28 protein-coding genes are annotated in these 26,790 nt (G+C 41.8%); 13 read left to right on the top strand and 15 right to left on the bottom strand.

What is annotated here, in order from left to right:
• The first annotated feature begins 2 nt into the window (after nt 1–2).
• Entirely contained in the window at nt 3–2,264 is a 2,262-nt protein-coding gene (gene tamL / locus BLS59_RS05045) for a translocation and assembly module lipoprotein TamL (RefSeq protein ID WP_162842555.1), read from the top strand.
• 56 nt (nt 2,265–2,320) lie between these two features.
• On the opposite strand, the gene BLS59_RS05040 is transcribed toward tamL, so the two are convergent.
• Entirely contained in the window at nt 2,321–2,995 is a 675-nt protein-coding gene (locus BLS59_RS05040; protein ID WP_091145552.1) for a class I SAM-dependent methyltransferase, read from the bottom strand.
• Between the two features lie 190 nt (nt 2,996–3,185).
• Here BLS59_RS05040 and BLS59_RS05035 point away from each other — a divergent pair, with 190 nt between their 5' ends.
• Nucleotides 3,186–3,620, top strand: coding sequence for an aspartyl protease family protein (locus tag BLS59_RS05035; protein ID WP_091145550.1), 435 nt, complete (start codon nt 3,186–3,188; stop codon nt 3,618–3,620).
• 3 nt (nt 3,621–3,623) lie between these two features.
• Here the strand turns inward: BLS59_RS05035 and BLS59_RS05030 are convergent, their stop codons facing one another.
• The 7 genes from BLS59_RS05030 to BLS59_RS05000 all read right to left on the bottom strand — a co-directional run bounded on the left by BLS59_RS05030 (nt 3,624) and on the right by BLS59_RS05000 (nt 10,516).
• Entirely contained in the window at nt 3,624–4,340 is a 717-nt protein-coding gene (locus tag BLS59_RS05030; RefSeq protein WP_091145547.1) for a hypothetical protein, read from the bottom strand.
• Between the two features lie 18 nt (nt 4,341–4,358).
• Nucleotides 4,359–5,048, bottom strand: coding sequence for a hypothetical protein (locus BLS59_RS05025; protein WP_091145542.1), 690 nt, complete (start codon nt 5,046–5,048; stop codon nt 4,359–4,361).
• Nucleotides 5,045–5,383, bottom strand: coding sequence for a PadR family transcriptional regulator (locus tag BLS59_RS05020; protein ID WP_091145538.1), 339 nt, complete (start codon nt 5,381–5,383; stop codon nt 5,045–5,047). The genes BLS59_RS05025 and BLS59_RS05020 overlap by 4 nt, the downstream gene beginning before the upstream one ends.
• Nucleotides 5,384–5,499: 116 nt before the next feature.
• Nucleotides 5,500–6,249, bottom strand: a complete 750-nt coding sequence (locus BLS59_RS05015) for an FkbM family methyltransferase (protein WP_091145535.1) — start codon at nt 6,247–6,249, stop codon at nt 5,500–5,502.
• A gap of 264 nt (nt 6,250–6,513) precedes the next feature.
• Entirely contained in the window at nt 6,514–8,472 is a 1,959-nt protein-coding gene (gyrB, locus tag BLS59_RS05010; protein ID WP_091145532.1) for a DNA topoisomerase (ATP-hydrolyzing) subunit B, read from the bottom strand.
• A 133-nt stretch (nt 8,473–8,605) separates the two neighbouring features.
• The gene (locus tag BLS59_RS05005) at nt 8,606–9,421 is read right to left on the bottom strand and encodes a hypothetical protein (protein ID WP_143014046.1); all 816 of its coding nucleotides are present in this window, start codon (nt 9,419–9,421) and stop codon (nt 8,606–8,608) included.
• 141 nt (nt 9,422–9,562) lie between these two features.
• Nucleotides 9,563–10,516 (bottom strand): hypothetical protein, encoded by a 954-nt coding sequence (locus BLS59_RS05000; protein ID WP_143014045.1) that lies wholly within the window; start codon nt 10,514–10,516, stop codon nt 9,563–9,565.
• Between the two features lie 248 nt (nt 10,517–10,764).
• On the opposite strand from BLS59_RS05000, the gene BLS59_RS04995 reads away from it, so the two are divergent.
• Both BLS59_RS04995 and BLS59_RS04990 read left to right on the top strand, forming a co-directional pair.
• Entirely contained in the window at nt 10,765–11,361 is a 597-nt protein-coding gene (locus tag BLS59_RS04995; RefSeq protein ID WP_091145521.1) for an OmpH/Skp family outer membrane protein, read from the top strand.
• 130 nt (nt 11,362–11,491) lie between these two features.
• Nucleotides 11,492–11,971 carry a nucleoside deaminase gene (locus tag BLS59_RS04990; protein ID WP_091145517.1) on the top strand — a complete coding sequence of 160 codons (480 nt, stop codon included), beginning with the start codon at nt 11,492–11,494 and terminating at the stop codon, nt 11,969–11,971.
• Between the two features lie 152 nt (nt 11,972–12,123).
• Here the strand turns inward: BLS59_RS04990 and BLS59_RS04985 are convergent, their stop codons facing one another.
• Complete coding sequence (locus tag BLS59_RS04985; RefSeq protein WP_091145515.1) at nt 12,124–12,531, bottom strand: RNA-binding S4 domain-containing protein; 408 nt, start codon at nt 12,529–12,531, stop codon at nt 12,124–12,126.
• A gap of 63 nt (nt 12,532–12,594) precedes the next feature.
• Nucleotides 12,595–12,807, bottom strand: a complete 213-nt coding sequence (locus BLS59_RS04980) for a hypothetical protein (RefSeq protein ID WP_091145511.1) — start codon at nt 12,805–12,807, stop codon at nt 12,595–12,597.
• Nucleotides 12,808–13,038: 231 nt separating this feature from the next.
• On the opposite strand from BLS59_RS04980, the gene BLS59_RS04975 reads away from it, so the two are divergent.
• The 7 genes from BLS59_RS04975 to miaA all read left to right on the top strand — a co-directional run bounded on the left by BLS59_RS04975 (nt 13,039) and on the right by miaA (nt 19,350).
• Nucleotides 13,039–13,854: a 2,3,4,5-tetrahydropyridine-2,6-dicarboxylate N-succinyltransferase gene (locus BLS59_RS04975; protein ID WP_091145508.1), complete on the top strand. Its 816-nt coding sequence runs from the start codon at nt 13,039–13,041 to the stop codon at nt 13,852–13,854.
• Nucleotides 13,855–13,975: 121 nt separating this feature from the next.
• Nucleotides 13,976–14,965, top strand: coding sequence for a glycosyltransferase family 9 protein (locus BLS59_RS04970; protein ID WP_091145506.1), 990 nt, complete (start codon nt 13,976–13,978; stop codon nt 14,963–14,965).
• A complete protein-coding gene (locus BLS59_RS04965; protein WP_205411189.1) occupies nt 14,958–15,524 on the top strand; it encodes an L-threonylcarbamoyladenylate synthase in 567 nt (188 codons plus the stop codon). Before BLS59_RS04970 ends, BLS59_RS04965 begins: the two co-directional genes overlap by 8 nt.
• A gap of 239 nt (nt 15,525–15,763) precedes the next feature.
• Nucleotides 15,764–16,123, top strand: coding sequence for a hypothetical protein (locus tag BLS59_RS04960; protein ID WP_091145497.1), 360 nt, complete (start codon nt 15,764–15,766; stop codon nt 16,121–16,123).
• A gap of 99 nt (nt 16,124–16,222) precedes the next feature.
• A complete protein-coding gene (locus tag BLS59_RS04955) occupies nt 16,223–17,635 on the top strand; it encodes a CCA tRNA nucleotidyltransferase (protein WP_091145494.1) in 1,413 nt (470 codons plus the stop codon).
• A gap of 42 nt (nt 17,636–17,677) precedes the next feature.
• Nucleotides 17,678–18,331 (top strand): IS1096 element passenger TnpR family protein, encoded by a 654-nt coding sequence (locus BLS59_RS04950; RefSeq protein WP_091145490.1) that lies wholly within the window; start codon nt 17,678–17,680, stop codon nt 18,329–18,331.
• Between the two features lie 104 nt (nt 18,332–18,435).
• On the top strand, nt 18,436–19,350 hold the full coding sequence (gene miaA / locus BLS59_RS04945; RefSeq protein ID WP_091147322.1) for a tRNA (adenosine(37)-N6)-dimethylallyltransferase MiaA: 915 nt from the start codon (nt 18,436–18,438) through the stop codon (nt 19,348–19,350).
• 197 nt (nt 19,351–19,547) lie between these two features.
• Here the strand turns inward: miaA and rfbA (BLS59_RS04940) are convergent, their stop codons facing one another.
• A complete protein-coding gene (rfbA, locus tag BLS59_RS04940) occupies nt 19,548–20,408 on the bottom strand; it encodes a glucose-1-phosphate thymidylyltransferase RfbA (protein WP_091145487.1) in 861 nt (286 codons plus the stop codon).
• Nucleotides 20,409–20,656: 248 nt separating this feature from the next.
• Here rfbA (BLS59_RS04940) and cysD point away from each other — a divergent pair, with 248 nt between their 5' ends.
• Both cysD and cysN read left to right on the top strand, forming a co-directional pair.
• The gene (gene cysD, locus BLS59_RS04935) at nt 20,657–21,562 is read left to right on the top strand and encodes a sulfate adenylyltransferase subunit CysD (RefSeq protein ID WP_091145480.1); all 906 of its coding nucleotides are present in this window, start codon (nt 20,657–20,659) and stop codon (nt 21,560–21,562) included.
• 110 nt (nt 21,563–21,672) lie between these two features.
• A complete protein-coding gene (cysN, locus tag BLS59_RS04930; protein WP_091145476.1) occupies nt 21,673–22,917 on the top strand; it encodes a sulfate adenylyltransferase subunit CysN in 1,245 nt (414 codons plus the stop codon).
• Between the two features lie 129 nt (nt 22,918–23,046).
• On the opposite strand, the gene rfbB is transcribed toward cysN, so the two are convergent.
• From rfbB to rfbC, 4 genes are all read right to left on the bottom strand, one after another.
• Complete coding sequence (rfbB, locus tag BLS59_RS04925; RefSeq protein WP_091145472.1) at nt 23,047–24,099, bottom strand: dTDP-glucose 4,6-dehydratase; 1,053 nt, start codon at nt 24,097–24,099, stop codon at nt 23,047–23,049.
• A gap of 142 nt (nt 24,100–24,241) precedes the next feature.
• The gene (rfbA, locus tag BLS59_RS04920) at nt 24,242–25,111 is read right to left on the bottom strand and encodes a glucose-1-phosphate thymidylyltransferase RfbA (RefSeq protein WP_091147318.1); all 870 of its coding nucleotides are present in this window, start codon (nt 25,109–25,111) and stop codon (nt 24,242–24,244) included.
• Between the two features lie 121 nt (nt 25,112–25,232).
• A complete protein-coding gene (gene rfbD / locus BLS59_RS04915; RefSeq protein ID WP_091145470.1) occupies nt 25,233–26,096 on the bottom strand; it encodes a dTDP-4-dehydrorhamnose reductase in 864 nt (287 codons plus the stop codon).
• A 10-nt stretch (nt 26,097–26,106) separates the two neighbouring features.
• Entirely contained in the window at nt 26,107–26,661 is a 555-nt protein-coding gene (gene rfbC / locus BLS59_RS04910; RefSeq protein ID WP_091145466.1) for a dTDP-4-dehydrorhamnose 3,5-epimerase, read from the bottom strand.
• Nucleotides 26,662–26,790: the final 129 nt, after the last annotated feature.

Below are 26,790 nucleotides of genomic sequence, written 5' to 3'. Positions count from 1 at the left end.
TCATGATTAAAAAATTAGGATATATACTGGTACTATCTGTTGTATTAAGCGCTTGCAGTAATACAAAATACCTGGCGCCCGGTCAAAAATTATATACCGGCGCAACAATAAAGGTAGAAGATAAAGACCTGAAAAAAAGTGACGCCAAAGCACTGAGTACCGATCTGCAAACTTTGCTGAGGCCTTTACCCAACAGTTCTATCCTGGGCTTAAAGTTTAAACTATACCTGTGGAATATTACACAAACCAAAAAAACCAAGGGCCTTGCCCACTGGCTGCATGGCAAAGGCGAACCACCCGTACTTGTAAGCGCTGTAGATCTGGGAAAAAACAGTAGTATTTTACAGAACAGGCTGCAAAACCAAAGCTTTTTTCAGGCGCAGGTTAGCGGCGATACCATAAGCAAGGGCAAAAGCGCAAAAGCTGTTTACACCGCTCAAACCGGTCCGGGTTATAAAATACGGAAGGTGATATTTCCGCAGGGTAACGAAAGTATTGATACCGCCGTTGCCGGTGCTGCTGCCAAAACTTTTTTAAAGGTTGGCGATAAGTACAACCTCGATGTAATTAAAAACGAACGCCTGCGGATTGATGCCCGATTAAAGGAAGAAGGTTTCTTTTTCTTTGCACCCGAGGATCTGATCATGCGGGTGGACAGCACTATTGCAGGTCATCAGGTTGACATTTTTGTGAAAGTAAAAAACGACATTGCCGAGCGCGCGCAGGAAATTTATACCATTCGTAATATTTATGTGTATCCAAGCTATTCGCTAACTGATACTTCGTTGATGATGGATAAGGCTAAACCATATCGCTGGTATAATGTGGTTGAAAGAAGAAAAACCATCAACAGTTATGCTTTTGCCAATACCGTTCAGCTGCACCCTAACGATGCGTATAACCGCACCGCGCATAACAATTCGTTAAACAGGTTTGTAAACCTTGGCCCTTACAAATTTGTAAAGAACCGTTTTGAGGATGTAACCCCCGATTCGCCAAAGCTGGATGTCTATTACTTTTTAACCCCTTATCAAAAGAAATCATTACAGCTGGAAATTTTGGGGCGTACCACATCGGCCAATTACACGGGTACGCAGGTTAATCTTAACTGGAAAAATCGTAACGCTTTTAAAGGCGGCGAAGCCCTGAGTGTTACCCTGTTTGGAAGCACCGATGTACAGTTTGGCGGCAATAACAACGGCTTTGATGTATACCAGGCGGGTATTACCACTACCTTATCGTGGCCGCGGTTCATCAGTCCGTTCTACCCAAAATCCGACAATGCTTATATCCCGCATACCAATTTAACGCTGGGCTATACGCTCATTAACCGGCAAAAGCTATACACGCTAAATTCGTTCAATGCCTCGTTCGGTTACCAGTGGAAAGAATCGGTACACCGGTCACATGAGTTAAACATCCTGAATTTTACTTTTGTGAACCCGCGGGAGGTATCGCAATTGTACCAGGATAGTATAAAGAATACCGGCAACCCTACCTTAAAACACGTTATTGATAAACAGCTTACTTTTGGCCCAAGCTACGGCTACACCTATACCAATACCACCGAAGACTACCGCACCAATACGCTTTATTACAATGGTAAAATTGGCCTGTCGAATAACCTGTACGGTATATTAACCGGTGCCGATACATTAAAAGGTAAGGTGCGCAAGCTTTTTGGCGCCACCTTTAATCAGTACGTTAAATTAGAGAGCGAAGTACGTTACTACCATAAACTCGGCTTGAACAGTTCATTTGCTACCCGGTTTATTGTGGGTGTTGGTTATGCTTATGGTAACTCTACCCAGCTACCTTACAGCCAGCAGTTTTTCATAGGCGGACCAAACAGTTTACGTGGTTTCCAGGCGCGGTCTATCGGGCCGGGATCATATAACCCTACCAAAAACCTAAGCAATGGCGACTTCCTTCCAGATGAATCGGGCGATATAAAAATTGAGGCCAATGCCGAGTTCCGGCCTAAATTATTCAGTATAGTGCGCGGTGCTTTGTTTGTTGATGCGGGTAATATATGGTCGTTAAATTCAAATCCATTACAGCCGGGCGGTGTGTTCAACAAAAATTTTATTAACCAGATAGCCGTGGATGCGGGTTTCGGGTTACGTTTCGATCTGTCGGTATTGGTACTGCGTACCGATCTGGGTGTACCTTTCCGCGCACCATACAGGCAACCGGGTGAAAAAGAATGGAACCTCAACTTCCACCGCAGCGTATTTAACCTGGCTATCGGGTATCCGTTTTAATAATTTTGAATTATTGGTTTAAAACTATGAAAATCCGTAGCTCACCAATTCGGTAATTATTTTTCGGCTACGCCCATTACTATATACTTGCTTCTGTTGGGAATTACCCAGCTAAGCATGTTATCTACATTTCCTAAAAAGTTGCGTTGCCATTCGTTGCGGCCCATGCATCCAAAAAAACCAGTGGTTTTGTAATTCACTTTATGATAAGATGAAAACACATCCTTTATTTCGTTGAAGGTTAAATAATTCCAGCCTTTGGTTCCGAAATTCCGCCTCAAAATTTTGTGTAAAAAAGTAGCTTCTAAATTTTCTGCAAACAGCAACTTTCCTCCCGGCTTAAGCGCCTTATGGATCTCATTAAGCGTTTTTGCTTTGTTCTGCTGATTACCACTGCTGATGCCGCCTACTATCGATTTAAATATAACCACATCAAAATGGTTTTCATACGGAATATTGGTAGCATCCATAGCGGCATAAGTAATCCTGGGGGTACATCTGTATTTCTCATGGATCCGATGGGCGTCGTCTTCCGGTCCGTTAAGATCTGTACACAACACATTGTTGCCATTTAACGCAAGCCACAGGGACATTCCCCCTTTACTTGACCCTAACTCCAGGCATTCATAATTTTTATTGGTAACCTGGGCATTATCTTCCCAGTACTTTATTGCGCTTGACCAGTTTACAATATCCCAGGCTACAATGTCTTTAATAACTCCTCTTTCCATATTTATTTATAACAGGTAAACAGATATATAAGTTAATTTGAGCATTAATACAGAAGCTTATTATTTAAACATCTATAAAATAAATATAGATATATATGTGCTGGCTGATGTGTTCAATATGCTTCACATTTTTTATATTAAACTTTACACTTTTTCCCGGATCATTAAATAAAATTACTATCATTATCGGATGGCTATATCTATCCCGCTCCAGATCATTGACCTTCATGACGACGGCTTTCATCCGCTGGTTGAGGTGATCTTGTTTAAAAAGGCTTTTATTGTAGTGCTGGATACCGGCGCATCAAAAACTGCTTTTGACCAAACCATGCTTGCGGCCGCCAGCGAGGCTACGTCTATTTTGGCCAGCGACAGGTTATCAACAGGCCTGGGCACTAACACCATGGAGTCGTTTACGGCTACTATAAAAGGGATGAAAATTGGCAGCCTTAAAATTGATATGTTTGAAGTGGCCGTTTTAGATCTATCGACCATTAACATAGCCTACCGCCAAATGGGCCACCCCGAGGTATTGGGTGTTTTGGGCGGCGATATCCTCATGAAATACAAGGCCGTGATTGATTACGGCAAGCAGGTATTAAAATTTAAAAAGCCCACCAAGTAAAACTTACGCTATTTGCTTAAGCGTTTTAAGTTCTTCCTTATACAATTTATAAAGGCATAGTTCATGCAGAATAATTAGCGTAAACATCAGGCTGCAAGCCACCTGGCTTACCTGTAAACTCATGAACTGATAACCGGGCACTATGGTTATACTATTTAAATGAAGGTGTAAAAAATCCTGGAATACATAAATTAATGCCGAAGATGCAATTTGCAGGTATACAACATTTAAGGGTAAAAATGCTACCCGCCTGAACGGATAATCACGTATGGATTTCATGGTATTACCTAAAACTAATCCCGCTTTAAAATACCTGATGTTGGTTAAAAGTACCGGAAAAACAACACCTGCAAACAGTAAAAGCAGGCTAATTACTGCCGGAATAGCTGTAGATAGCACGTGTATTAATATACACAAACCTATAGTAACCGGAAGCAAGGGAAATTTAAACCATTGCTTAAAATACTGCCATTGCTTTTTTATAGTGACATTGTAAAAGCTTTTTTCATGACTCCTTTCCATAGTTGCCAAACCGCGGGGGCCTCCAAAATCATTTGCGATGATGCGGTTAATACTATCCTGAAACGGCAGTTCATTTAAAGCCATCTCATTTAATGCATTTAAAGTGTGATCATACACTTCCTCGTACGTTTCGCGGTATTTTAGCGCCTTACGCAGGTAATCTTTTAATTGTTTATCCTGGCTTACAGATGGTTTCATTTAATAGGATTTAGGTTTTTATAATAATGATTTTGCGGCGATCACCTCTTTGCAATAACGGATGGCGGTTAAATTCAACAATACAAACAACATTAATACGGGTACAAAAAAGGCTACGGGTATGTGCTTAAAATTACTCCAGTAGTTTTCATTATCGTTCCAAATAAAGAAAAACTGAGGCATATAGATCATGGAGTTAAGCACTGTAGCGGGAATCATTGTACGGGTAAGTAAATGCCCTTTTAAAATTGACTTTTTCCCCTTGATGGTTCTAAATTTGCCGGCCAGGGCAATTTGTGCATACACCATGGGCGAAAAGGCTAACAAAAATATCCCCACCAGTAAAAATGCCCTCACAAACTTTACATTGGGTAATTGAAAGCTCAGCAGAACTGCTGCCACGGTAAAAGCCAACATTGGCCAGTTAAGGTAATATTTAAAACTCCGCATCCAGGCTGTCTTCACGCTTTTAAGATAAATCTTTTCCTGTTCAAGCGAAAGATTCTCAATTCCTACATAGCCGCCAAAATGATCATCAACTACGTTCTGAAAAACTTCCAGGATATCCCGCTTATCGCCATTGGTACGCTTTTCTTCAATGGCGGTAATGATGTGGTCTAAAATTTCGTTATATATTTCCTGGAATTTAATGTCGTATATTTTCATACGCTCATTTATCCACATCAGCTCATCATTAGATAGTTTCATTTTACAGCCGGTTTAAGGTTTAACAATGCTTGTAACTGCTCAATAAATGATTGTGCCTCGCTTAATTTACTTGTTACCTCTTTACCGCCCTCCTCAGTAAGACGATAGTATTTGCGTACGCGGTTATCAACCACCTGGGTAAAGGTTTCCAGAAAACCATCGGCTTCCAGCTTGTGCAGGGCGGGGTAAAGCGCACCTTCGGTAAGCATGATCTCGCCTGCTGTTACTTCCTTTACCTTTTGGGTAATTTCATAACCGTACATTTCGGCATTATCTTCCAGTAGTTTCAGAATAATGGTTTGCAGCGTGCCTTTTAGCAGTGGGTTTGTGCTCATAGATCAAATGTATAAATTATTTATATACATAACAAAATTATGTATATAAATAAAAAAGTAAAAAGCCCCCTAAAAGCGGGCTTCATTCGATCAGTTAAGAGTTAAAAATTTTCGTGCTATTTTATCATTTCCCAGCCCAGATCTATGGCTACCTGTATTTTGTTGCTGTTACCGGGGATATAAACATGATTATCGCTTGTGGGGATATGGAAGATCTTGTAGTCTTTTGGGATAGATTGCGGCATGCGCTGGGTCATCTCTACCTGTATAATGGGGTGAAATTTCTCGATGATCTGCTCGGCACCTTTCAATACGTTATCCTCTTCGCCCTCGGCATCTATCTTTATATAATCAAGGCGCTGCAGGTGTTCCCATTCAAACAGCTCATCGAGCTTAACGGTAAGGAACGATAGATTTTTGGCATCGCCATCCTGGATAGAAAAGCTAAAGGAGTTAGGTTTGTTGCCATTGAGCCAAAAGGTTTTAACCTCCGTTTTATCGCTTGCTCCAAAGGTGCGAACGCGCACATTGTTAAAATTATTAAGCTCGGCATTTTTTATCAGCATGGCACTCATAGCCGGGAAGGGTTCAACCGATAGTACCGTTCCCTTACTGCCCACAATTTTTGCGGCCATCATGCTATAGATGCCAGAGTTGGCACCCACATCAATTAATACCGAACCTTCGCCTATAAAATACTTGAGGTATTTTAGTTCCAGTTCATAATCAATACCTTTTAAATACACCCCGCGGCCGCCGAAACCGGTGCGGTTATAGCCCTGAAATTTAACCTCGTCTATAGTTGAGGTTAGCAAAAAATTACCGGGCGCAATAGCCATAAAGGCCTTTTTTAAAAATTGTGTCATGTAAAAACCGTTTTAATTGGAGGGAGCTATTGGCATGAATACTCATAAATATTTACGCAATAGCTTTTCGTAAACGGTTATGTTACAAGGTATTGTTTTGTTTAATAATTGATTTATACAAATAAGCAGAGATTATATTTAATATGGGTTAATATTCAACCGTTAAACTACAAATGAACAAAATGGCCAAAAAAAAGACCGTATCATCATGAAATGATACGGTCTGTATGTATTATAATGCGCAGCACCTGCCGGGGCAGCTTCCTACGTATCTATCTTAGCGTATTTTGCATTACGCTCAATAAACTCACGGCGTGGTGCAACTTCATCGCCCATTAGCATACTAAAGGTATGATCACACTCGGCGGCGTTTTCAATTGTGGCACGTTTTAAGGTACGGGTTGCAGGGTTCATGGTGGTATCCCAAAGCTGAATATCGTTCATCTCACCCAAACCTTTGTAACGCTGTACGTGTACGCTATCCTCTTTACCTTGTCCTTTAAGGCGTTGTATGGCAGCATCGCGCTGTACATCGTTCCAGCAATATTCAGATTCTTTACCTTTTTTAACCTGGTACAACGGCGGAGAAGCGATATATACATAACCAGCCTCAACAAGCTCTCTCATATAACGGAAAAAGAAAGTAAGGATCAGCGTTGTAATGTGCGATCCATCCACGTCCGCATCCGTCATGATGATGATCTTGTGGTAACGCAGTCTGGTAAGATTAAGCGCTTTATCGTCCTCTGGTGTGCCACGGCTTACACCAAGGCCGGTAAACATGTTCTTTATTTCTTCGTTCTCGTAGATCTTGTGCTCCATAGCCTTTTCCACGTTCAGGATTTTACCACGCAGTGGCAAAATAGCCTGGTATTCGCGGTCGCGGCCTTGCTTGGCAGTACCACCTGCCGAGTCGCCCTCTACAAGGTAAAGTTCGCAAAGCGCCGGATCGTTATTGGCACAGTCAGACAGTTTACCCGGCAAGCCAGATCCTGTCATTACGCTTTTGCGCTGTACCAGTTCGCGGGCCTTGCGGGCAGCGGCACGGGCCGTAGCAGCAAGAATTACCTTGTTTACTATAATCCTGGCTTCCTTCGGGTTTTCTTCCAGGAAGTTACCCAAAATTTCGCCTACCGCCATATCTACAGCACCCATTACCTCGTTGTTACCCAATTTGGTTTTGGTTTGCCCCTCAAACTGCGGCTCCTGCACTTTTACCGAAATTACAGCCGTTAACCCCTCGCGGAAGTCATCACCGGTAATCTCAATCTTCATGTTTTTTAACAAACCCGATTTATCGGCATAGGCCTTTAAGGTACGGGTTAAGCCCCTGCGGAAACCCGCTACGTGGGTACCACCTTCAATGGTATTGATATTATTTACGTACGAGAATACATTTTCGGAGTAAGTATCATTGTATTGAAACGCAAGCTCAACCGGGATACCGTTTTTAATACCATCAAGATAAATAGCCTCGGGTATGATGGTTGAACGTGTGCCATCTAAAAACTTAACAAACTCGCGCAAGCCACCTTCTGAATAAAACTCTTCTGATGGGAAGCTGCCATCCTCGTTAGGGATACGCTCGTCAGTTAATGTAAGGCGAATGCCTTTATTTAAAAACGACAGCTCGCGTAAACGGCCGGCAAGCGTATCGTATTTATACTCGGTAGTAAGGGTAAAAATGGTAGCATCCGGTTTAAAGATAATAGTGGTACCTCTTTTGTCGGTTTCGCCAATGGTTTTTACATCAAACAAAGGTTTACCTTCAGAATATTCCTGTGTCCACACCTTACCTTCGCGGTAAACCAGTGCAGTTAGGTGAATAGATAACGCGTTAACGCAACTAACACCCACACCGTGTAAACCGCCCGATACCTTGTAAGTATCCTTATCAAATTTACCACCGGCGTGCAGTACGGTCATTACAACTTCCAGGGCCGATTTTTTTTCCTTGGTGTGCATTGCGGTTGGGATACCGCGACCATTATCCTCAACCCTTATCGAGTTATCTTTTAATATAAAAACCTTAATTGTGTCGCAGTGGCCGGCAAGGGCTTCATCGATAGAGTTATCGACAACCTCATATACTAAATGGTGCAAACCTTTAACGCCTGTATCACCAATGTACATGGACGGCCGCTTACGTACCGCCTCTAAACCTTCTAATACCTGTATATTATCTGCTGAATAATTGGATTTGTCCTGATTTTCTTCGCTCATATTTATTTAGTACAACAACCTTCAAAAGTACAAAAATTAGCCGGTATTGACGAATTATTGTGGATAAAAAACGGACAAATATACCCAGCTCAGGTTGTTATATAGTGTAATTACCTCCTTTTATCTTATCCGGTCAAAACGGCATATTATTAACACTTCCCCAGTCTGAATTAAAAGTTATTTGAAAATTACTGCTGGTATTTGAAACAAGTTTTCCGGTTAATATGGTTCTGGTATTTTGTTTACAGGTAACATTGGGTATTGCCTTTGTAAACAAGAGCGTACCCTGCGCATCATAAAAGCTTAGGGTTAATGTAAATGGGGACGAAAACTGCCTGGTAAAAAAACTGAACTGAAAAGGTGGTGAGGCAGCCCTCTCTTGCGCAGAGATAGTTCTGTTATAAATAGCATCACCTACGCCTGTAGGATTGGTTGGGTTATAAATAGCATAATAGGTGCTGTCTCCAGGAAGTTGTGCCTTAACCGAAGCATAGTTACTGGGTAGCGCATCCTGTATATTAACTTGTATTTGCCCCACAACCCTGTCCAGCACCAGATGTTGATTGGGGGTTGAGGCCGAAACATTTATAGCAATTTTTTTACTGAATACTTCTGGCCAACTCAAGAGAGCAGTAGTCCTACTAACCGTAGGACCGTTAACTTTATACCCGTTAACAGCCTCTACATCTTTTATACCCATAAAAACCACAGTATATGCGCCAGCTGCTACACTATCCCTGATGGTTCCAAAGGGATAGGAGTAGGATGATGTCTGGGTTAAGGTATCATATAGCTTATTTTGTGAGTCATACAAATAAAAATAAAGCACATCTAAGGAGTCCTTTAAAGAAGCATTTACCGCCAGACTATTAGTTTTTTGCCCTGCGGCATTTTTTATCGGTATTATTTGCTGCGAAAATGAGCTTACACTATAGCTAAGTTGATACATTTTAGGTTTCGCAGTATTATTATTTTGATGACTTTTTTTACATGAAAAAAGAAACAGGCAAACTATTGAGAAAAATAAAGTTAACGCTTTCATTGATTTGGATTTAAGTATTTAAATAATTGAGCTTATTAAAAAGCGTATTTAAAATGGCACATTAATATTTAACGGGTCCCAACCAGGTGTCGACACGATGAAACTATTTGTTTCAGAGTTTCCAAAAAGGCTCCCGGTTAGTATAGTTTCATGGTTCGCCTGCAATACTACATCAGTCACCACCTTTCTTGCTATCGTATTATTTCCTGGTATATACGAAATTTCAACTGTAGTCGCGTTGCTCAAAATGTAGCAATAAGTACTGATAGTCAAGATTTTTCCAGGAGGATAAGAGTGGATGTATTCATTATCAAACTCAGGGGTCACAAAATTGTAGTTAACAAGATTAGTATTGGTAATTGGTTGCTGAAAACCAATAGCTATTGGCTCATTCAATCCAATTCTCACATATTCATATTCAGCCATACCGTCGGCTGGCATTTTTACGGTCAACTTTGAAACAATTCGGTCTACTGCAATGTTTTGGTTTATGTCTTCTCCGGTCACAGTAAGGCTAAACTTTTTATAAAAAACATCTCCCCATCTCACCCAATTGATCGGTGGACGTTGATACACATACACATCAAGATACTGCATATTAGCCAAATTATAAGTTAACTGCCCCGTTGATAATGCCTCAGGCTTATAAATATCCAGCCCGTCTTGCCCGGCGGCAATAACCACGGTATAGGTTCCATTGGCAAGGTTATCTGAAATTTGCCCAAACCCTGTATTGGTTGATGCCTGGATAAACTGGTGAACTAAGGTGCCATCAGCCTTATATATCAGGTATCGTAACTGGGTTATCGTACTAATTACAGAAGCTGCTCTTACACTTTTTATACTATTAGTAACCGGGCCTGTAGTTTGGGTGAATCCGCTTACATTGAAACTTACCTGATGTGTTGTACCCATATCTACCCCCTTACCTTGGGATTTATCTTTTTTACACGCCAAAAAGCACATGCTCAATAAAAACAAACAAGTAGAAACTTTTTTCATCGCTTTAATTTTATATTAAAAAATAAATAGTTTCTTAATAAACAGTAATAATTATAAAAACTTGATAAACAGCAAAATTTAATACTTGTATCTGAAGACTGCACATCTAATTAGGATACTTGGCATGAAAGTTTATCTTTGTCAAAATTTTTAATTAAAAAAACAAACGGCGCTGTGCAAACACAAAAACATTATAAATTGCACAACTTAAACGCCCAATAAATAAACTCGCAAAAATCAATCATTAAATGAAAACTACGGCTTCAATTTTAACAAAATTCACATTAGGGATAGCAATTGCCGGAAGCTTAGCCGCCTGCAATCAAAATAAAACTGCTGACAAGCCAGCTGCTTCAACTGCCGCAACTGTAGATAGTAAAGAAACTATTGTTTACATCAATTCCGACTCGTTATTAAGCAAGTACGATTATTCAAAAGACATGAATAAAAAACTTGAAGAAAAAGGCAAGGCTTCACAAGCAGATCTGCAGGCTAAAGGCCAGGCTTTTCAGCGCCAGGTTGCCGAATACCAAAAAAATGCAGCCACTATGCCTGCCGATCAGCGCCAGACACAAGAGCAGCAGTTACAGCGTAAACAGCAAGAACTGCAAGGTTACCAGCAAAATGCTACTGCCGAATTTCAGCAAGAGCAAGGTGCCGAAAATGCAAAATTATACGACAAGATTGCCGATTTCACTAAAGCTTACGCTAAAGAAAAAGGCTACAAACTGGTATTAACTTATTCAAAAGCCAACCCTACTGTATTATATGGCGATGCTACTTTGGATGTTACCGGCGATGTTGTTAAAAGACTAAACGACGCTTACGCTAAAGACAAGAAATAATTTGTTAGATATGCAGATTTTAGATGTGCAGATTTCAAATTGAAATTGTGCTGATTTAAAAATTCTGAAAATTCTGATTCAAACAGAAAAAAACCTCAACTTCGGTTGAGGTTTTTTAATTTAGGGGACTATGGAAAATACGGCGCAGGAAAAATTTATGCGGATAGCCATTGAGCTGTCTGAATATAATGTGAAACAAGGGATGGGCGGTCCGTTTGGTGCCGTTATTGTTAAGGATGGCATGATCCTGGCTCGCAGCGCCAATCGTGTGGTACCGCTTAATGATCCAACCGCGCACGCCGAAGTTTCGGTTATCCGTTTGGCTTGCCAGGAGCTGGGTACGTATGATCTGTCGGGCTGCGAAATTTATACCAGTTGCGAACCCTGCCCCATGTGCCTGGGCGCTATTTACTGGGCACGTATAGACAAGGTTTACTATGCCAATACCAAGGCCGATGCGGCCGCCATTGGTTTTGACGACCATGCCATTTACGACGAGCTGGAAAGCCCAATGGAAAAGCGCAAACTCCCTTTTATACAGATGCTGCGCGATGAAGCCCTACCCGCCTTTAAACTCTGGGAAATTGAAGAGAATAAAACGCACTACTAACTGATTTGAAGATTTGGGAATTTGAAAATTTGAAGATTGCTTTTCAATATCGAGATTTGAAACCACACAATCTTTTAATTTAAAAACATCTGCTTTCCCATCTTCAAATTTTCAAATCATCAAATCTTCAAATTCAATACTCTTCAAATTCCTTACTCTTCTTCCTTCTCCTCAAAAAAGTTATCCTTTAAATCATCTATTTCGCGCCTGTCGGCTTTAGTTGGGCGGCCGGTTCCCCTGTCGCGTTTTAGTATGGGGGCCTGGAACATTGATTTAAACGCCTGCGTTTGCTCAACCGGGGTTACATCAAGGTAGTAATCAACCGCTTTTTTTGCATCCACACGACTTTCCAGCAGCCCGGTAACACGGACCATCCTACGGTCGGGCCCTTTAGATACCTGGTAGGTATCGCCTATTTTTACTTCGTATGATGCTTTTATATTTTTGCCATCCAGCTTTACACGCCCGGCTTTGCAGGCATCAGAAGCCAGCGTGCGGGTTTTAAAAAGCCTTATAGACCACAGGTACTTATCTATTCGTAGTTTTTCTTTTTCGGGCATGGTATTAGTTTAGTCCAAAATTTCCGGGCAAGCGGTTAAACTACAAAATTAAGCGTTTTTTTGTTACCGCTGTTTTTTTTGCCAGGCTTCCAGGTCGTTCTTTATAAATTTATGGTAAAGGTACTCGGCGTAGCCAACGCTTACATAGTCGGGGAATTTCCAATTGGGATAATAGCGTTTTTTGATAAACTTGAGAATACTAAAAAATGCGATTCCAACAATCAGCAAAGCCGAAACTGATAACAAGGCAATTAAAAAGAAAATGAGGGGAGTCATTGCACAGGGGAGGTTAGGTTGTGATCAATAGTAAATTAATGGTATTACAATTATAGCAAATTTCCTTTTAAGTAACTTATAACCTTTAAACAAATACCATTAACTTAAACTGCATTACACTTATTGTATCGCAATATATTTAACAAAACACATAACCCCATTAACACATTCACCTAAATCAAGCAATTCTCCCTAAAAATCCTTTAATTTGCCAAAAGTTTAATTTTACCAATGCAAGATCTGAAAAAACTTATTGAAGATGCCTGGGAAGACAGGAATCTGCTAAACTATAGTGATTATATCAATGCTATTGAAGCCGTTATTGAACGTTTAGATAAAGGCGAAATTCGTGTTGCCGAGCCTATTGGCACACGCTGGCATGTAAACGAGTGGATAAAGAAAGCGGTTATACTGTATTTCCCTATTCGCAGTATGGAAGAAATTAAGGTTGGTCCTTTTGTTTTTCATGATAAAATGCGCCTTAAAACCGACTATAAAGCTACCGGCGTGCGTGTAGTACCTCATGGTATTGCCCGTTATGGTGCGCATTTGGCAAAAGGTGTTATCATGATGCCATCGTACGTAAACATTGGCGCTTATGTTGATGAAGGTACAATGGTTGATACCTGGGCTACTGTTGGTTCATGCGCGCAAATTGGCAAGCATGTACATTTAAGCGGCGGTGTTGGTATTGGTGGTGTATTGGAGCCATTGCAGGCTGCCCCTGTTATTATTGAAGACAATTGCTTTTTAGGCTCCCGCGCTATCGTGGTTGAAGGTGTACACGTTGAAAGCGAAGCCGTATTGGGCGCAAACGTAGTGCTAACCGCATCAACCAAAATTATTGATGTTACCCATTCAACCCCTATTGAGTACAAAGGTCGTGTACCTGCACGCTCGGTAGTTATCCCGGGTTCATATACCAAAAAATTCGCGGCTGGCGATTACCAGGTGCCTTGTGCCCTTATCATCGGTACCCGTAAAGAATCAACCGACAAAAAAACTTCCCTTAACGATGCGCTTAGGGAAAACAATGTGGCGGTTTAGTTAGATTTGAGATGTGTAAGTAGATATAAGATGTGAGATATGAGATTTGAGACTGAATTTTTTAATTGTCCTATCTCATATCTCACATCTAATATCTCACATCTAATATCTCATATCTAAAATGAAAATTTTAATAAGACTGCCCAACTGGCTTGGCGATGTGGTAATGAGTACAGCATTCGTTAACGCGGTGAGGCAGCTTTATGCAGATGCACAAATTGATGTGATCATCAAAAAAGAGTTGGGCGGCATAGCATCGCTAATCCCCGGCATCACCCAGATACACCTTTTTAGCAAACAGGAATTTAGCGGACTAACCGGCGTTTATCGCTTTGGCAAAAAACTCCGCTCCCAGCAATATGATCTGTTTTTTAACCTGCCGCAGTCACTGTCATCATTGGTTATGGGCAGGGCAACCTCGGCAAAAAAAAGAATTGGCTTTGGTAAAGAGGGCGGCTTTTTTCTGCTTACTAATTCCTACAAAAAACCTGAAGACTTACACCGCGCCGATGAATATGTGGCCCTGCTGGAACTGTTTACCGGGAAAACAATAACCCAAAAACAGGTTACGTTAATTGCCAGTCCGCAGTTGCAAAAACAAACCAACCGGGTACTCATCAATTTTAATTCCGAAGCAGAATCTCGCAGGATGCCGTTAGATAAGGGCAAAGCCTTACTAAACAGCCTGACCAGTAATTTTACAGATACCGTATTTTGTTTGATAGGATCGCCAAAGGAATCTGCATTTGTAAGTCAGCTTATTACAGGTTCCGAAAATGCTGACAGGCTTGAAAACTGGGCAGGCAAAACAGATCTGCCCGGCTTGTGTAACCTCATGGCCGGCAGCGCCGCCGTGTTAACTACCGATTCGGGGCCAGCTCATTTGGCAAATGCAGTGGGGGCACCCGTTATAGCTTTATTTGGGGCGGGCAATGAGCATAATACATCGCCATATAATAAACAAAATTTAACTGTGCTGCGTTATGGTAAATTAAGCTGCGAACCTTGCGTACGTAACACTTGCAAGCTATACGGCGTACCCAAATGCATGGAAATGCTGGATGAATTACAAATTATAAACACGTTAAGCCAATATATTAATCATGCTTAGAGACGAAGTTGCCAACGCTTTTAAAGTGTTACAGGAAGGCGGTATAATCCTGTACCCTACCGATACCATTTGGGGAATAGGCTGCGATGCCACCAATACCGAAGCCATCCAGAAGATCTACCGCCTTAAACAGCGCGACGAAGCCAAAAGCATGATCATTTTGCTGGATACCGAAAACAAGCTGGAAAGCTATGTGCAGGAAGTAAACCCCTTGGCTTATGACCTTATTGAATATGCCGAAAATCCGCTTACGCTGATAATGCCCGGTGCCAAAAATATTTCGCCGGCGTTAATTGCGGCTGATGGCAGCGTGGGGATCCGCGTAAGCAGCAATGAATTTTGTAAGCAACTGATCCAGCGTTTACGCAAGCCATTGGTATCAACCTCGGCCAACATCAGCGGCAAACCCTCGCCACAATATTTTTCGCAGATAGACCAGGAGATCATAGATGGGGTTGACTATGTGGTTGACATTGACCAGCACAGCAAAGAGATCAAAAATCCATCTACCATAATGAAGCTGGCACCAGACGGTCGGTTTGAGTTTATAAGGCGGTAGGAAAAGACTCTTAAAATAAAATATATGTCATTGCGAACGTAGCGCGGCAATCCTATCATGCTAATTGTGCAAAGTCGTGACCTATCTTATGAGATTGCTTCGTTCCTCGCAATGACAAGAGTAATTACATGAATAACCAAAGCAAATTCAGGCGTGGACGCCACACTCATTATCAGTTCAGGCGAAGAATCCGTAGTTGAAAATTATCACCATAAGCAAGAATTAAGGTTTAAAAGATTATGCAAACAATTGATTTGTACAGCGATTATGAAGGCTATGCGGAAGTTGTATTAACGGAGGAAACATCGTCGGACGAAATTATATTAAAAGTTCAACTACTCGGATTTCATTTTGATGAGATACTTTCACTTATTCCGTTTGGAGAATATGATCCGGATAGTGTTATCAATAATTATTTCAAAGCATCGGGATGGCATGATGGAAAATGGGAATGTAAAAGAATACAGGAATTTTATGATCAATTGGTTAAGTTAAATGATGCTGTCCCTTTAAATTACCTGAATATACTTAATGCTCTAAAACAGATCTGCAGTTCGTCGCTCCAAAATAAAAATAAACTTTTTATAGATTTATGTTAACATCACTGAGGTACACTGCGTCTCGTGATTTTGAATTTTCAGAACAGAGTTTCTAATTAATCTTACCTTTGTACCCTTATTAGCGTTTTTAACAATATCATGCAACAACACCTTAGGCATTCCGTATTTTCTGTTATATCCCGCCTCGCGGGCGAACACAATGTACAGGTTTATGCTATAGGTGGCTTTGTACGTGATATTTTCCTGGAGCGCCCCTCAAAAGATATTGATATAGTTATTATTGGCAACGGTATTGAATTTGCCGAGGCCGTGGGTGCCCGGCTTAAAGTGAAAGTTGCGGTTTACAAAAACTTTGGTACAGCATCGCTTAAATACCAGGACCTGGAAATTGAGTTTGTTGGGGCGCGAAAAGAATCATACCGCCTTGATTCGCGCAAGCCTATTGTGGAGAACGGAACGCTGGAAGACGATCAGAAACGCCGCGACCTTACCATTAATGCTATGGCTATTTCCCTGCACCCGGATACGTACGGCAACTTGCTCGACCCATTCAATGGCATAGATGATCTTAACCAAAAGCTGATTCGTACGCCGCTTAGTCCGGCCGAAACTTTTTCTGACGATCCGCTGCGGATGATGCGCGCCATCAGGTTTGCATCGCAACTAAATTTCAGGATTGATGAAGGGGCGGTTGAGGCTATTAAAAACAATGTGGATAGGATCAGTATCATATCCCAGGAGCGCGTTAGCGATGAGCTTAACAAGATCATCCTATCAGTTAGGCCGTCCATAGGTTTCAATTATTTGTTTGATACAGGTTTGCTGAACAAGATATTTCCGCAGATGACCAACCTTTACGGGGTTGATTATATAGATGGTAAAGGCCATAAAGATAATTTTTACCATACCCTGCAGGTGCTTGACAACATCTGCGAAACCACTACCGATCTTTGGCTGCGCTGGGCAGCCATACTGCATGATATTGCCAAGCCTGCCACCAAGCGTTTTGAACCCGGCCACGGCTGGACGTTTCATGGCCATGAAGACCGCGGCGCACGCATGGTGCCCAAAATTTTCGCGCAGCTGAAATTACCGCTTAACGAGAAAATGAAACAGGTGCAAAAACTGGTTCAGCTGCATTTAAGGCCCATTGTGCTGTCGCAATCAATAGTTACAGATTCGGCAGTGAGGCGTTTACTTTTTGAAGCCGGCGATGACATTGAAGGATTAATGCTGTTGTGTAAAGCAGACATTACCACCAAAAACGAATATAAGGTAAAAAAATACCGTAACAATTTTGAGCTTGTTCAACAAAAATTAAAAGATGTTGAAGAACGCGATAGCATCAGAAACTGGCAGCCGCCAGTTACAGGCACCGATATTATGCAGCTTTTTGGCATAAAAGAAGGCCGCGAGGTAGGAATTATCAAAAATCAGATCCGCGAAGCCATACTGGAGGGTGAAATTCCCAACACACGCGAGGCTGCCATAAACTTCACAATTGCCAAAGGTTTAGAAATTGGCTTAAAAGTTGTGGCAACCACAAATTAAATTAAAACATTATTTTTGTCCTTTTAAAAATTTACTAAAACAATGGCACTATACAGGTTCAGGGTTATTTTCGAAGATTATGATGATGTGATAAGGGAGATTGATGTAAAATCAAATCAAACCTTCGAAGATCTACACCGTGCAATACACCAGTCTACCGGTTACAATCCGGAATTTTCGTCTTCTTTCTACATCAGCAATGATCAGTGGATGAAGGGTGAGGAAATTACGTATCTGCCCAATCAAAAAAGGAAAGATCGTGGTGTATCATTAATGAGCAACGTAAAACTGCTGAGTTTTATTGACGATCCGCACCAGAAATTTTACTATACCTTTAATTTCGACCGCCCATTTGATTTTCATGTGGAATTGATGAAGATCATCCTGGAAGATACACCGGGTACCACCTACCCTGCTGTAATAAAATCAGTTGGCGAGGCACCAAAACAATTCGGAAATGTATTTATGCCAACCGCAACTACAGCCGCAGCTGCCGATGAAGATTTCGACTTTTTGAATGAAATGGCCTTTAGCCCGGAGGATGCTGAAGATTTTTCGGAAGTGACAGAAACAGGTGAAGAAATAGCCGAAGAAAAGCACGACGAGGAAGAAGATGATGAATTTGGCAATGAATTTGCCGACGACGAAGGCTTTGAAGATGACGACAAGCCACACCGCGGTGGCGATGATTATTAATTAATTCGCAGTTCATGGATCATGGTTAATGGTTCATAGTTAAAGAAACATTACAGAATTTTTAAATGGATCAGGCTTCGGCTATGATCTATGAACCATTAACTATGAACTTACAAACCAAAACCCTCATAGTTGTTGCAGGCCCTACGGCGGTTGGTAAAACAGCGGCGGCTATTGAACTGGCCAAACACTACAATACCGTAGTGGTATCGGCCGATTCAAGGCAGTTTTTTCGCGAAATGGGTATCGGCACCGCAAAACCCAATGCCGATGAACTGGCACAGGTAAAACATTATTTTATCGATTCGCATTCCATAACCGAACCATTTTCTGTAGGCGATTTTGAAAAGCAGGGACTGGCCTTGCTTGATGAGCTTTTTAAAACGCATGATAAGGTAGTTTTGGCGGGAGGTTCAGGCTTGTACATCAAAGCTATTTGTGAGGGTTTTGACGAGCTACCCACCGCCGATCCGGCTATCCGCGAAAAGCTGAATCTGGAACTGGAAGAAAAAGGCATAGCATACCTGCAGGAAAAATTAAAACTGGCCGATCCTGTTTATTATAACGAGGTTGATCTGGGTAATCCGCAGCGCATCATCAGGGCACTGGAAGTTTTTGAAAGCTCGGGTAAGCCAATTTCATTTTACCGGCAGGCCACGGTAAATAAACGCCCCTTCAACATTATTAAGCTGGCGTTAAACATGCCGCGCGAAGCATTATATAACCGCATTAACCAACGGGTTGATATCATGCTGCAACAAGGCCTGCTGGCCGAGGTAAAGGCGATGCTCCCCTACCGCCATTTAAATGCCTTGAATACGGTAGGTTATACCGAGATCTTTGATTATATGGATGGCAACACCAGCCTGGAGAAAGCCATTGAAATGATTAAACAAAATACCCGCCGTTTCGCCAAAAGGCAACTCACCTGGTTTCGGAAAGATCAATCATTTATTTGGTTTGATGCGAGGGATATAGATTTGATTGGGCAGATGGTGAAGGTTGTGGAAGAAAGATAGAGTAATTCTAAAAAGAGAGTCACCTCATAAAGATTAGAGTTTGTAATTCCGAACGAGGTACGAGGAGAAATCTTCTGCGGGAAGCTATTGAAGCTTTGCATTCCCACAGAAGATTTCTCTTTCGCACAGTGCTCATCCCTGCGCTTGCTCAATCGAAATGACAAACTTTTTAAATAATGACAATAATTATTTACGGCTTACCCCAGCAAACTCTGCAAATAAGCACCATACCCGCTCTTTAAATATTTTTGCACAAGTACTTTTAGCTGGTCGTCATTAATAAAACCGCGGCGATAGGCCACTTCTTCAATACAACCTATCTTGGTCGACTGGCGTTTTTCTATTACGCGTACGTATTCGGTAGCATCACTCAGTGAGTCGAAAGTACCGGTATCAAGCCAGGCAGTTCCCTTGTCCATTACCCCTACATGCAGATTACCCTGCTCCAGGTAAAATTTATTTACGTCGGTAATTTCATATTCGCCCCTTGGCGATGGTTCGAGGTCTTTAGCTATCTGAATTACGCTGTTATCATAAAAATACAATCCCGGTACCGCAAATTTTGATTTGGGTGCAACCGGCTTCTCCTCAATTGATAATGCTTTAAAATCAGCATCAAACTCTACTACCCCGTAACGCTCAGGATCGGCAACATGATAAGCGAATATAGCGGCGCCATCCACATCATTAAAACTGCGGATGAGTTCACCAAAGCCGGTACCGTAAAATATATTGTCGCCAAGTATCAGTGCAACTTTATCATCGCCAATAAACTTTTCGCCAATTACAAAAGCCTGGGCAAGTCCGTTGGGTTTTTCCTGTATGGCATATTCAAATTTGCAGCCCAGTTCGGCACCATCGCCAAGTAAGCGCTTAAAACCGGGGTTATCTTCCTCCGTGGTGATGATCAAGATCTCTTTTATATCGGCCTGCATTAAAACAGATAGCGGATAATAAATCATCGGCTTATCGTAAATTGGCATCAGCTGTTTACTTATTGCCCTTGTTATCGGATATAGTCTGGTTCCTGATCCGCCTGCTAAAATGATGCCTTTCATATGTTGATGTTGTGTGTAGTGATTTTTAAAAGTAATTATTTTTACGCACTCGTCCGCTATAAACTATTATAATACCGGCGGCAGCCCTTATAAAAATTTGCTATGCCCTAAATGCATATTTGCACTGTAGAACTGGCGCATCTGCCATCAACATAAAAACTACCAGATTTGGCATAAAATTGCTAATATTGCAGTTTGATTGCTATATCCTACTATTTAGGTGGACTTAGCAGGTTTTTAAAGTTAGCATGCACAAATATTATCTTACTCATCTGCAGGAATTAGAATCGGAGGCCATTTACGTTATAAGGGAAGTGGTTGCCCAATTTGATCGTCCTGCTATACTGTTTTCGGGCGGTAAAGACTCCATTGTTGTAACCCATTTGGCCAAAAAAGCCTTCTGGCCCGCCAAAATACCAATGCCGCTTATTCATATTGACACCGGCCATAACTTTCCCGAAACTATGGAGTTTAGGGATAAACTGGTAGAAGATTTAGGCGTACAACTTATTGTAGGCTCGGTACAGGATGCTATTGACAAAGGCCGCGCGGTTGAGGAAAGTGGTATTAATGCCAGCCGTAATGAATTGCAGATTGTATCGCTTTTAGATGCCATTGAGCACAATAAAATTGATGCAGCCATTGGCGGCGCCCGCAGGGATGAGGAAAAAGCACGCTCAAAAGAACGTTTCTTTTCGCACCGCGATGAGTTTGGCCAGTGGGACCCTAAGAACCAGCGTCCCGAATTGTGGAATATTTTTAACGGCCGCAAACGCATGGGCGAACATTTCAGGGTATTCCCGATAAGCAACTGGACCGAAATGGATATCTGGAATTATATCCTGCATGAAAATATTGCTATCCCATCACTTTATTTTGCGCATAACCGCAACGCCGTTTACCGTGATGGTACCTGGTTGCCGGCCTCAGAGTTTTTGTCGCTGCGTGAGGGGGAAACCGTTGAAAATAAACTGATGCGTTTCCGTACGCTGGGCGATATTACCATTACCGGTGGTATTGAGTCTGATGCAGATACCCTGGAAAAAATTGTTGCCGAAGTATCTGCCACCCGCAGTACTGAGCGTGGTAACCGAAGCGATGATAAACGGTCGGATACCTCAATGGAAGACAGGAAAAAACAAGGTTATTTTTAATTTTAGTATCAAGTAGTTAGTATCAGGTATCAAGATTTTGAAAATCAATGTCGCTTTGGAAACCTGTCTTGATACGTGATACTAACTACTTGATACAATTCACATAAACAATGGAATTATTACGTTTTACAACAGCCGGCAGCGTAGATGACGGAAAAAGCACACTCATAGGCAGATTACTATACGATTCAAAATCTATTTTTGAGGATCAGATGGAAGCCGTAAAGCAATCAAGCGAGCGCAAGGGATTACAGCATATCGATCTGTCGCTGCTTACCGATGGTTTGCGGTCTGAAAGGGAACAGGGCATTACTATTGATGTTGCCTACCGTTATTTTGCCACGCCAAAACGTAAATTTATTATTGCCGATACCCCGGGCCATATTCAATATACCCGCAATATGGTTACCGGCGCATCAACCGCCAACCTTGCCCTTGTATTGGTTGACGCCCGCAAAGGCGTGGTTGAACAAACCTGCAGGCACTCTTACATTGCATCACTGTTAAGAATCCCGCATATCATCGTGTGCATTAACAAAATGGACCTTGTTGATTACTCTGAAGAGGCTTTTAACAAAGTGGTTGAACAATATGAGGCTTTTGCAGCCAAAATTGATGTTACCGATATTCGTTTTGTACCCATCAGCGCGCTGGAAGGCGACAACGTGGTTAACGATTCTGTAAACATGCCGTGGTACAAAGGCGAAAGCTTATTGCACACGCTTGAAACCATACACATTGCCAGCGACGAAAACCACGCCGACGCACGTTTCCCCGTACAAACGGTAATACGCCCGCACGCGGCCGAATACCACGATTACAGGGGATATGCAGGCCGTATTGCAGGCGGGATATTTAAACCGGGCGATAAGATCACCGTTTTGCCATCGGGTTTAACATCTACCATAAAATCTATCGATACGTTTGAAGGTCCGGTAGCAGAAGCTTTCGCGCCTATGTCGGTATCTATTACGCTGGATGATGATGTGGATGTAAGCAGGGGCGATATGATTGTTAAGGACGACAGCGAACCGCAGGTAAGCCAGGATATTGATGTAATGATTTGCTGGATGGCCAATCGTGGCCCGCGCCCCGGTGCTAAATACCATTTAAAAAACACCACCCGCGAAGTAATGGCCATCATAAAAGAGGTTTATTACAAGCTTGATATCAACACCCTGGAAAAACAGGAAAACGCAGGTGATATTAAAATGAATGAGATGGCACGCATTCGCCTGCGTACCACCCAGCCCGTTGTTTTTGACGAGTACCGCAAAAACCGCATCACAGGCTCATTAATATTGGTTGACGAAGCCACTAACGAAACCGTAGCAGCAGGCACAATATTAGCTTAGTTTGTAGCAAAAGCGGCTACATAAAAACCGGCAATTCGCAACATATTAATAAACTCATATGTAGTGAATTGCCGGTGAATAATTTAACAGGTATTATAGACTTTTAATAAAGTCCGAAAGCCCAACTAACTACCTATCGGTGTATTGGCCTTCGTAATATTGTTTGTAATTACCCGATGTGACATTTTCAAGCCACTCGTGGTTATCCAGGTACCAATCTACCGTTTTTTCGAGTCCTTCTTCAAAAGTTATGCTCGGCACCCAACCAAGTTCATTTTTAAGCTTTGTAGCATCAATGGCATAACGCAAATCGTGTCCGGCCCGGTCTGTAACATACGTTATCAGCTTAGCCGACTCGCCTGCATCCCTGCCCAGCTTCTTGTCGAGTATGGTGCATAGCAAATTAATAAGGTCAATGTTTTTCCATTCGTTATGGCCGCCAATATTATAGGTTTGGCCGGCTTTGGCATTGTGGAATATTACGTCGATAGCCCTTGCATGGTCTTCCACCCAAAGCCAGTCGCGTATGTTTTCGCCTTTACCGTATACTGGTACAGGCTTGTTTTGTTTAATATTATTAATGGCCAGCGGTATCAGTTTTTCTGGAAAGTGATACGAGCCGTAGTTGTTTGAGCAGTTTGATATTACGGCGTTTAAGCCATAAGTATCCTGGTAAGCACGCACAAAATGATCTGAACTGGCTTTTGATGCCGAGTACGGCGAATGCGGGTCATAAGCGGTTTCTTCGGTAAACATTCCCTCTTCGCCCAAGCTGCCGTATACCTCATCGGTAGATACATGGTAAAAACGGGTTTGGTCGTAATTGCCCTTCCAATACTTTTTTGCTGCATTAAGCAGGTTAACTGTGCCAATTATATTGGTCATTACAAACTCAAGCGGATTGCTTATTGAACGGTCAACATGTGATTCTGCCGCCAAATGGATAACAGCGTCGGGCATTTCGCTATCAAACAATCCGTCAATAAATTCAGCATCAACAATATCACCTTTTACAAATCTGTAATTGGGTTCGTTTTCAATATCCCTTAAGTTTTCGAGGTTACCTGCATAGGTTAAATTATCAAGGTTAACAATTTCATATTGAGGATAGGAAGTAACAAAACGACGTACTACATGTGAGCCAATAAAACCGGCACCACCGGTAATGATGATTTTTTTCATAGGGGGTATAAATTACTAATATATTGGATATCTCTCCGTTTGATGACCAACGTTATCATTTCAGCCACAATTAATTGGGAGACGCCCAATTTAATCCGTTAACTGATTTTATATTTAACTTGAGCTAAGCGGTGACCCAAAATTACTTTTTCGGCTTAATCAGTTTCAACAAATATTCTCCGTAACCGCTTTTTACCAAAGGCATGGCAATATTCTCTAACTGCTTGGCGTCAATAAATCCACGGCGATAGGCAATTTCTTCAATGCAACCAATCTTCATGCCCTGGCGCTCTTCAATTACCTGTACAAACTGGCCGGCCTGCATTAATGATGCAAAAGTACCGGTATCTAACCAGGCTGTTCCACGGCTTAATATACCCACCTTTAGTTTCCCTTGTTCCAGGTAAACCTTATTTACGTCGGTTATTTCATACTCGCCGCGGGGCGATGGTTTGATGTTTTTTGAAATTTCAACAACACTGTTGTCATAAAAATATAAACCCGGAACTGCATAACTTGATTTAGGTTCTGCCGGTTTCTCTTCAATTGAAATAGCATTATTATCTTCATCAAATTCAACTACACCATAACGCTCTGGATCTGATACATGGTAGGCAAACACTAATCCGCCCACAGGATCATTACAGGAAAGCAATAAATTAGAAAGGCCGTCGCCGTAGAAAATATTATCACCTAATATTAATGCAACTTTATCGGTACCTATAAAATCTGCGCCTATTACAAACGCCTGTGCAAGACCATTAGGTTCTTCCTGCACCGCATATTCAAACCGGCAACCGAGACGAGAGCCATCACCTAATAATTTTTCAAAATTAGGCAGATCATGCGGAGTTGAAATAATTAAAACTTCTTTGATACCTGCAAGCATTAAAACCGACAGCGGATAATAGATCATCGGCTTATCATATACAGGCATTAGCTGTTTGCTTACGGCCAACGTTAGGGGATGTAACCTGGTTCCAGATCCCCCGGCAAGAATAATTCCTTTCAATGTATTATAAATTATGTTTAAAGATCGCCTTACAAGCGTATAAATAAATATCAATCACAAGCATAAACGTCAGTAATCCAGGGATTATACAGCACTGAAAACAGCACTCCCTTCAATCTTACTATTTATTACTTAAAAGAACATTCAAGCAAACAACAAGGCTATCGCGCCAATATGGTATTTCTATATCAAAAGTTGATTTGATCTTTGCTTTATTCATTACCGAATAAGCCGGGCGCTTTGCTTTGGTAGGGTATTCGGCCGTGCCAATGGGTAATACTTTTACATTTGTATTTGAGATATCAAACACGGCTTTGGCAAAATCAAACCACGATGCTACCCCCTCATTACTGTAATGATAAATGCCATAGTTTTCCTTGGCCGAAGATATGATATCCAGCACACACGCGGCCAGGTCAATGGCGTAGGTTGGGGTACCAACCTGATCGGCAATGATTTTTAACAGGTCGCGGTCGGCGCCCAGTTTGAGCATGGTTTTCACAAAGTTATTGCCATATTCTGAGTAAAGCCAGCTGGTACGGATGATGTAATGCTTGTCCAATACCGCAGCAATAGCCTCTTCGCCCTCCAGTTTGGTTAACCCATAAACACCTATCGGCGCGGTGGCATCCCCCTCACTTAGCGGATGCGGGATATCACCATTAAAAACAAAATCGGTAGAAATGTGGATTAATGTAGCATTATAACTTTTACAAGCCGCAGCAAGGTTTGCAACTCCGGTTTTGTTGATAGCACGGGCCTGTTCTACCTCGTCCTCGGCTTTATCTACCGCGGTATAGGCAGCGCAATTAATAACAAAGGTCGGTTTATATTTTTGGAAGGCCGTGTTAATCACATCGGCATCCAATATATTCCCTTCTACTGATGATAGATAGAAGATGTTTTCAATAGCCCTATCGGCAGCTACCTTTTTTAAGCATTGCCCTAACTGACCTGCTGCACCAAACACTACAATGTTTTGCATATATGATTTATTAAAAGCCCAGATCGTTAACGTCCCTTAAAAATGGAAGTTCTACATCCTTATCAGATACATTAAAGCTATCCGCGCTCAATTGCCAGTCGATATTCAAATCCGGATCGGCGTAGTGGATACCGCCTTCGGCTTGTTTATTATAGTAGTTATCACACTTGTACTGAAAAACGGCAGTATCGCTCAATACAATAAAACCGTGCCCAAAACCGCGCGGAATAAACAGCTGCTTATTGTTATCTTCCGATAAAACTTCGCCGTAGTACTCACCATAAGTTGCCGAACCTGCACGCAGATCAACCGCTATATCCAGCACTTCACCTTGTGTTACCCGCACCAGCTTTGCCTGCGAATGTTCGCCTTTTTGCAGATGAAGGCCCCGCAGTACTCCTTTTGTAGAGAATGATTGATTATCCTGCACAAAATGTACCGGGTAACCCGCTGCCTCATTAAAAGTAGTTTCGTTAAACGATTCAAAAAAGTAACCCCTGTCGTCATTAAAAACTCGTGGTGTTAAAACTATAAGCCCCTTAATGGGGGTTTGAGTAATGGTCATATCTATAAAAAATTATACCGGAAAATCAGCGCCGGTCAATGGCGCAAAGATACCAGATTATCGTTAATAAGTTCATGTTTCACCCGTATTTTAAGCTGATTTGCTGAGCAGTTTATCACACCTAAACAA

The organism is Mucilaginibacter pineti (assembly GCF_900101875.1).
Taxonomy (GTDB): domain Bacteria; phylum Bacteroidota; class Bacteroidia; order Sphingobacteriales; family Sphingobacteriaceae; genus Mucilaginibacter; species Mucilaginibacter pineti.
This window is presented reverse-complemented; position numbering and strand designations above follow the sequence as displayed.

Bases quoted from the DNA above. Each gene is read 5' to 3' on its own strand.
- tamL (WP_162842555.1), top strand. From the start codon at position 3: ATGATTAAAAAATTAGGATATATACTGGTACTATCTGTTGTATTAAGC.
- BLS59_RS05040 (WP_091145552.1), bottom strand. From the start codon at position 2,995: ATGGAAAGAGGAGTTATTAAAGACATTGTAGCCTGGGATATTGTAAAC.
- BLS59_RS05035 (WP_091145550.1), top strand. From the start codon at position 3,186: ATGGCTATATCTATCCCGCTCCAGATCATTGACCTTCATGACGACGGC.
- BLS59_RS05030 (WP_091145547.1), bottom strand. From the start codon at position 4,340: ATGAAACCATCTGTAAGCCAGGATAAACAATTAAAAGATTACCTGCGT.
- BLS59_RS05025 (WP_091145542.1), bottom strand. From the start codon at position 5,048: ATGAAACTATCTAATGATGAGCTGATGTGGATAAATGAGCGTATGAAA.
- BLS59_RS05020 (WP_091145538.1), bottom strand. From the start codon at position 5,383: ATGAGCACAAACCCACTGCTAAAAGGCACGCTGCAAACCATTATTCTG.
- BLS59_RS05015 (WP_091145535.1), bottom strand. From the start codon at position 6,249: ATGACACAATTTTTAAAAAAGGCCTTTATGGCTATTGCGCCCGGTAAT.
- gyrB (WP_091145532.1), bottom strand. From the start codon at position 8,472: ATGAGCGAAGAAAATCAGGACAAATCCAATTATTCAGCAGATAATATA.
- BLS59_RS05005 (WP_143014046.1), bottom strand. From the start codon at position 9,421: ATGTATCAACTTAGCTATAGTGTAAGCTCATTTTCGCAGCAAATAATA.
- BLS59_RS05000 (WP_143014045.1), bottom strand. From the start codon at position 10,516: ATGAAAAAAGTTTCTACTTGTTTGTTTTTATTGAGCATGTGCTTTTTG.
- BLS59_RS04995 (WP_091145521.1), top strand. From the start codon at position 10,765: ATGAAAACTACGGCTTCAATTTTAACAAAATTCACATTAGGGATAGCA.
- BLS59_RS04990 (WP_091145517.1), top strand. From the start codon at position 11,492: ATGGAAAATACGGCGCAGGAAAAATTTATGCGGATAGCCATTGAGCTG.
- BLS59_RS04985 (WP_091145515.1), bottom strand. From the start codon at position 12,531: ATGCCCGAAAAAGAAAAACTACGAATAGATAAGTACCTGTGGTCTATA.
- BLS59_RS04980 (WP_091145511.1), bottom strand. From the start codon at position 12,807: ATGACTCCCCTCATTTTCTTTTTAATTGCCTTGTTATCAGTTTCGGCT.
- BLS59_RS04975 (WP_091145508.1), top strand. From the start codon at position 13,039: ATGCAAGATCTGAAAAAACTTATTGAAGATGCCTGGGAAGACAGGAAT.
- BLS59_RS04970 (WP_091145506.1), top strand. From the start codon at position 13,976: ATGAAAATTTTAATAAGACTGCCCAACTGGCTTGGCGATGTGGTAATG.
- BLS59_RS04965 (WP_205411189.1), top strand. From the start codon at position 14,958: ATGCTTAGAGACGAAGTTGCCAACGCTTTTAAAGTGTTACAGGAAGGC.
- BLS59_RS04960 (WP_091145497.1), top strand. From the start codon at position 15,764: ATGCAAACAATTGATTTGTACAGCGATTATGAAGGCTATGCGGAAGTT.
- BLS59_RS04955 (WP_091145494.1), top strand. From the start codon at position 16,223: ATGCAACAACACCTTAGGCATTCCGTATTTTCTGTTATATCCCGCCTC.
- BLS59_RS04950 (WP_091145490.1), top strand. From the start codon at position 17,678: ATGGCACTATACAGGTTCAGGGTTATTTTCGAAGATTATGATGATGTG.
- miaA (WP_091147322.1), top strand. From the start codon at position 18,436: ATGAACTTACAAACCAAAACCCTCATAGTTGTTGCAGGCCCTACGGCG.
- rfbA (WP_091145487.1), bottom strand. From the start codon at position 20,408: ATGAAAGGCATCATTTTAGCAGGCGGATCAGGAACCAGACTATATCCG.
- cysD (WP_091145480.1), top strand. From the start codon at position 20,657: ATGCACAAATATTATCTTACTCATCTGCAGGAATTAGAATCGGAGGCC.
- cysN (WP_091145476.1), top strand. From the start codon at position 21,673: ATGGAATTATTACGTTTTACAACAGCCGGCAGCGTAGATGACGGAAAA.
- rfbB (WP_091145472.1), bottom strand. From the start codon at position 24,099: ATGAAAAAAATCATCATTACCGGTGGTGCCGGTTTTATTGGCTCACAT.
- rfbD (WP_091145470.1), bottom strand. From the start codon at position 26,096: ATGCAAAACATTGTAGTGTTTGGTGCAGCAGGTCAGTTAGGGCAATGC.
- rfbC (WP_091145466.1), bottom strand. From the start codon at position 26,661: ATGACCATTACTCAAACCCCCATTAAGGGGCTTATAGTTTTAACACCA.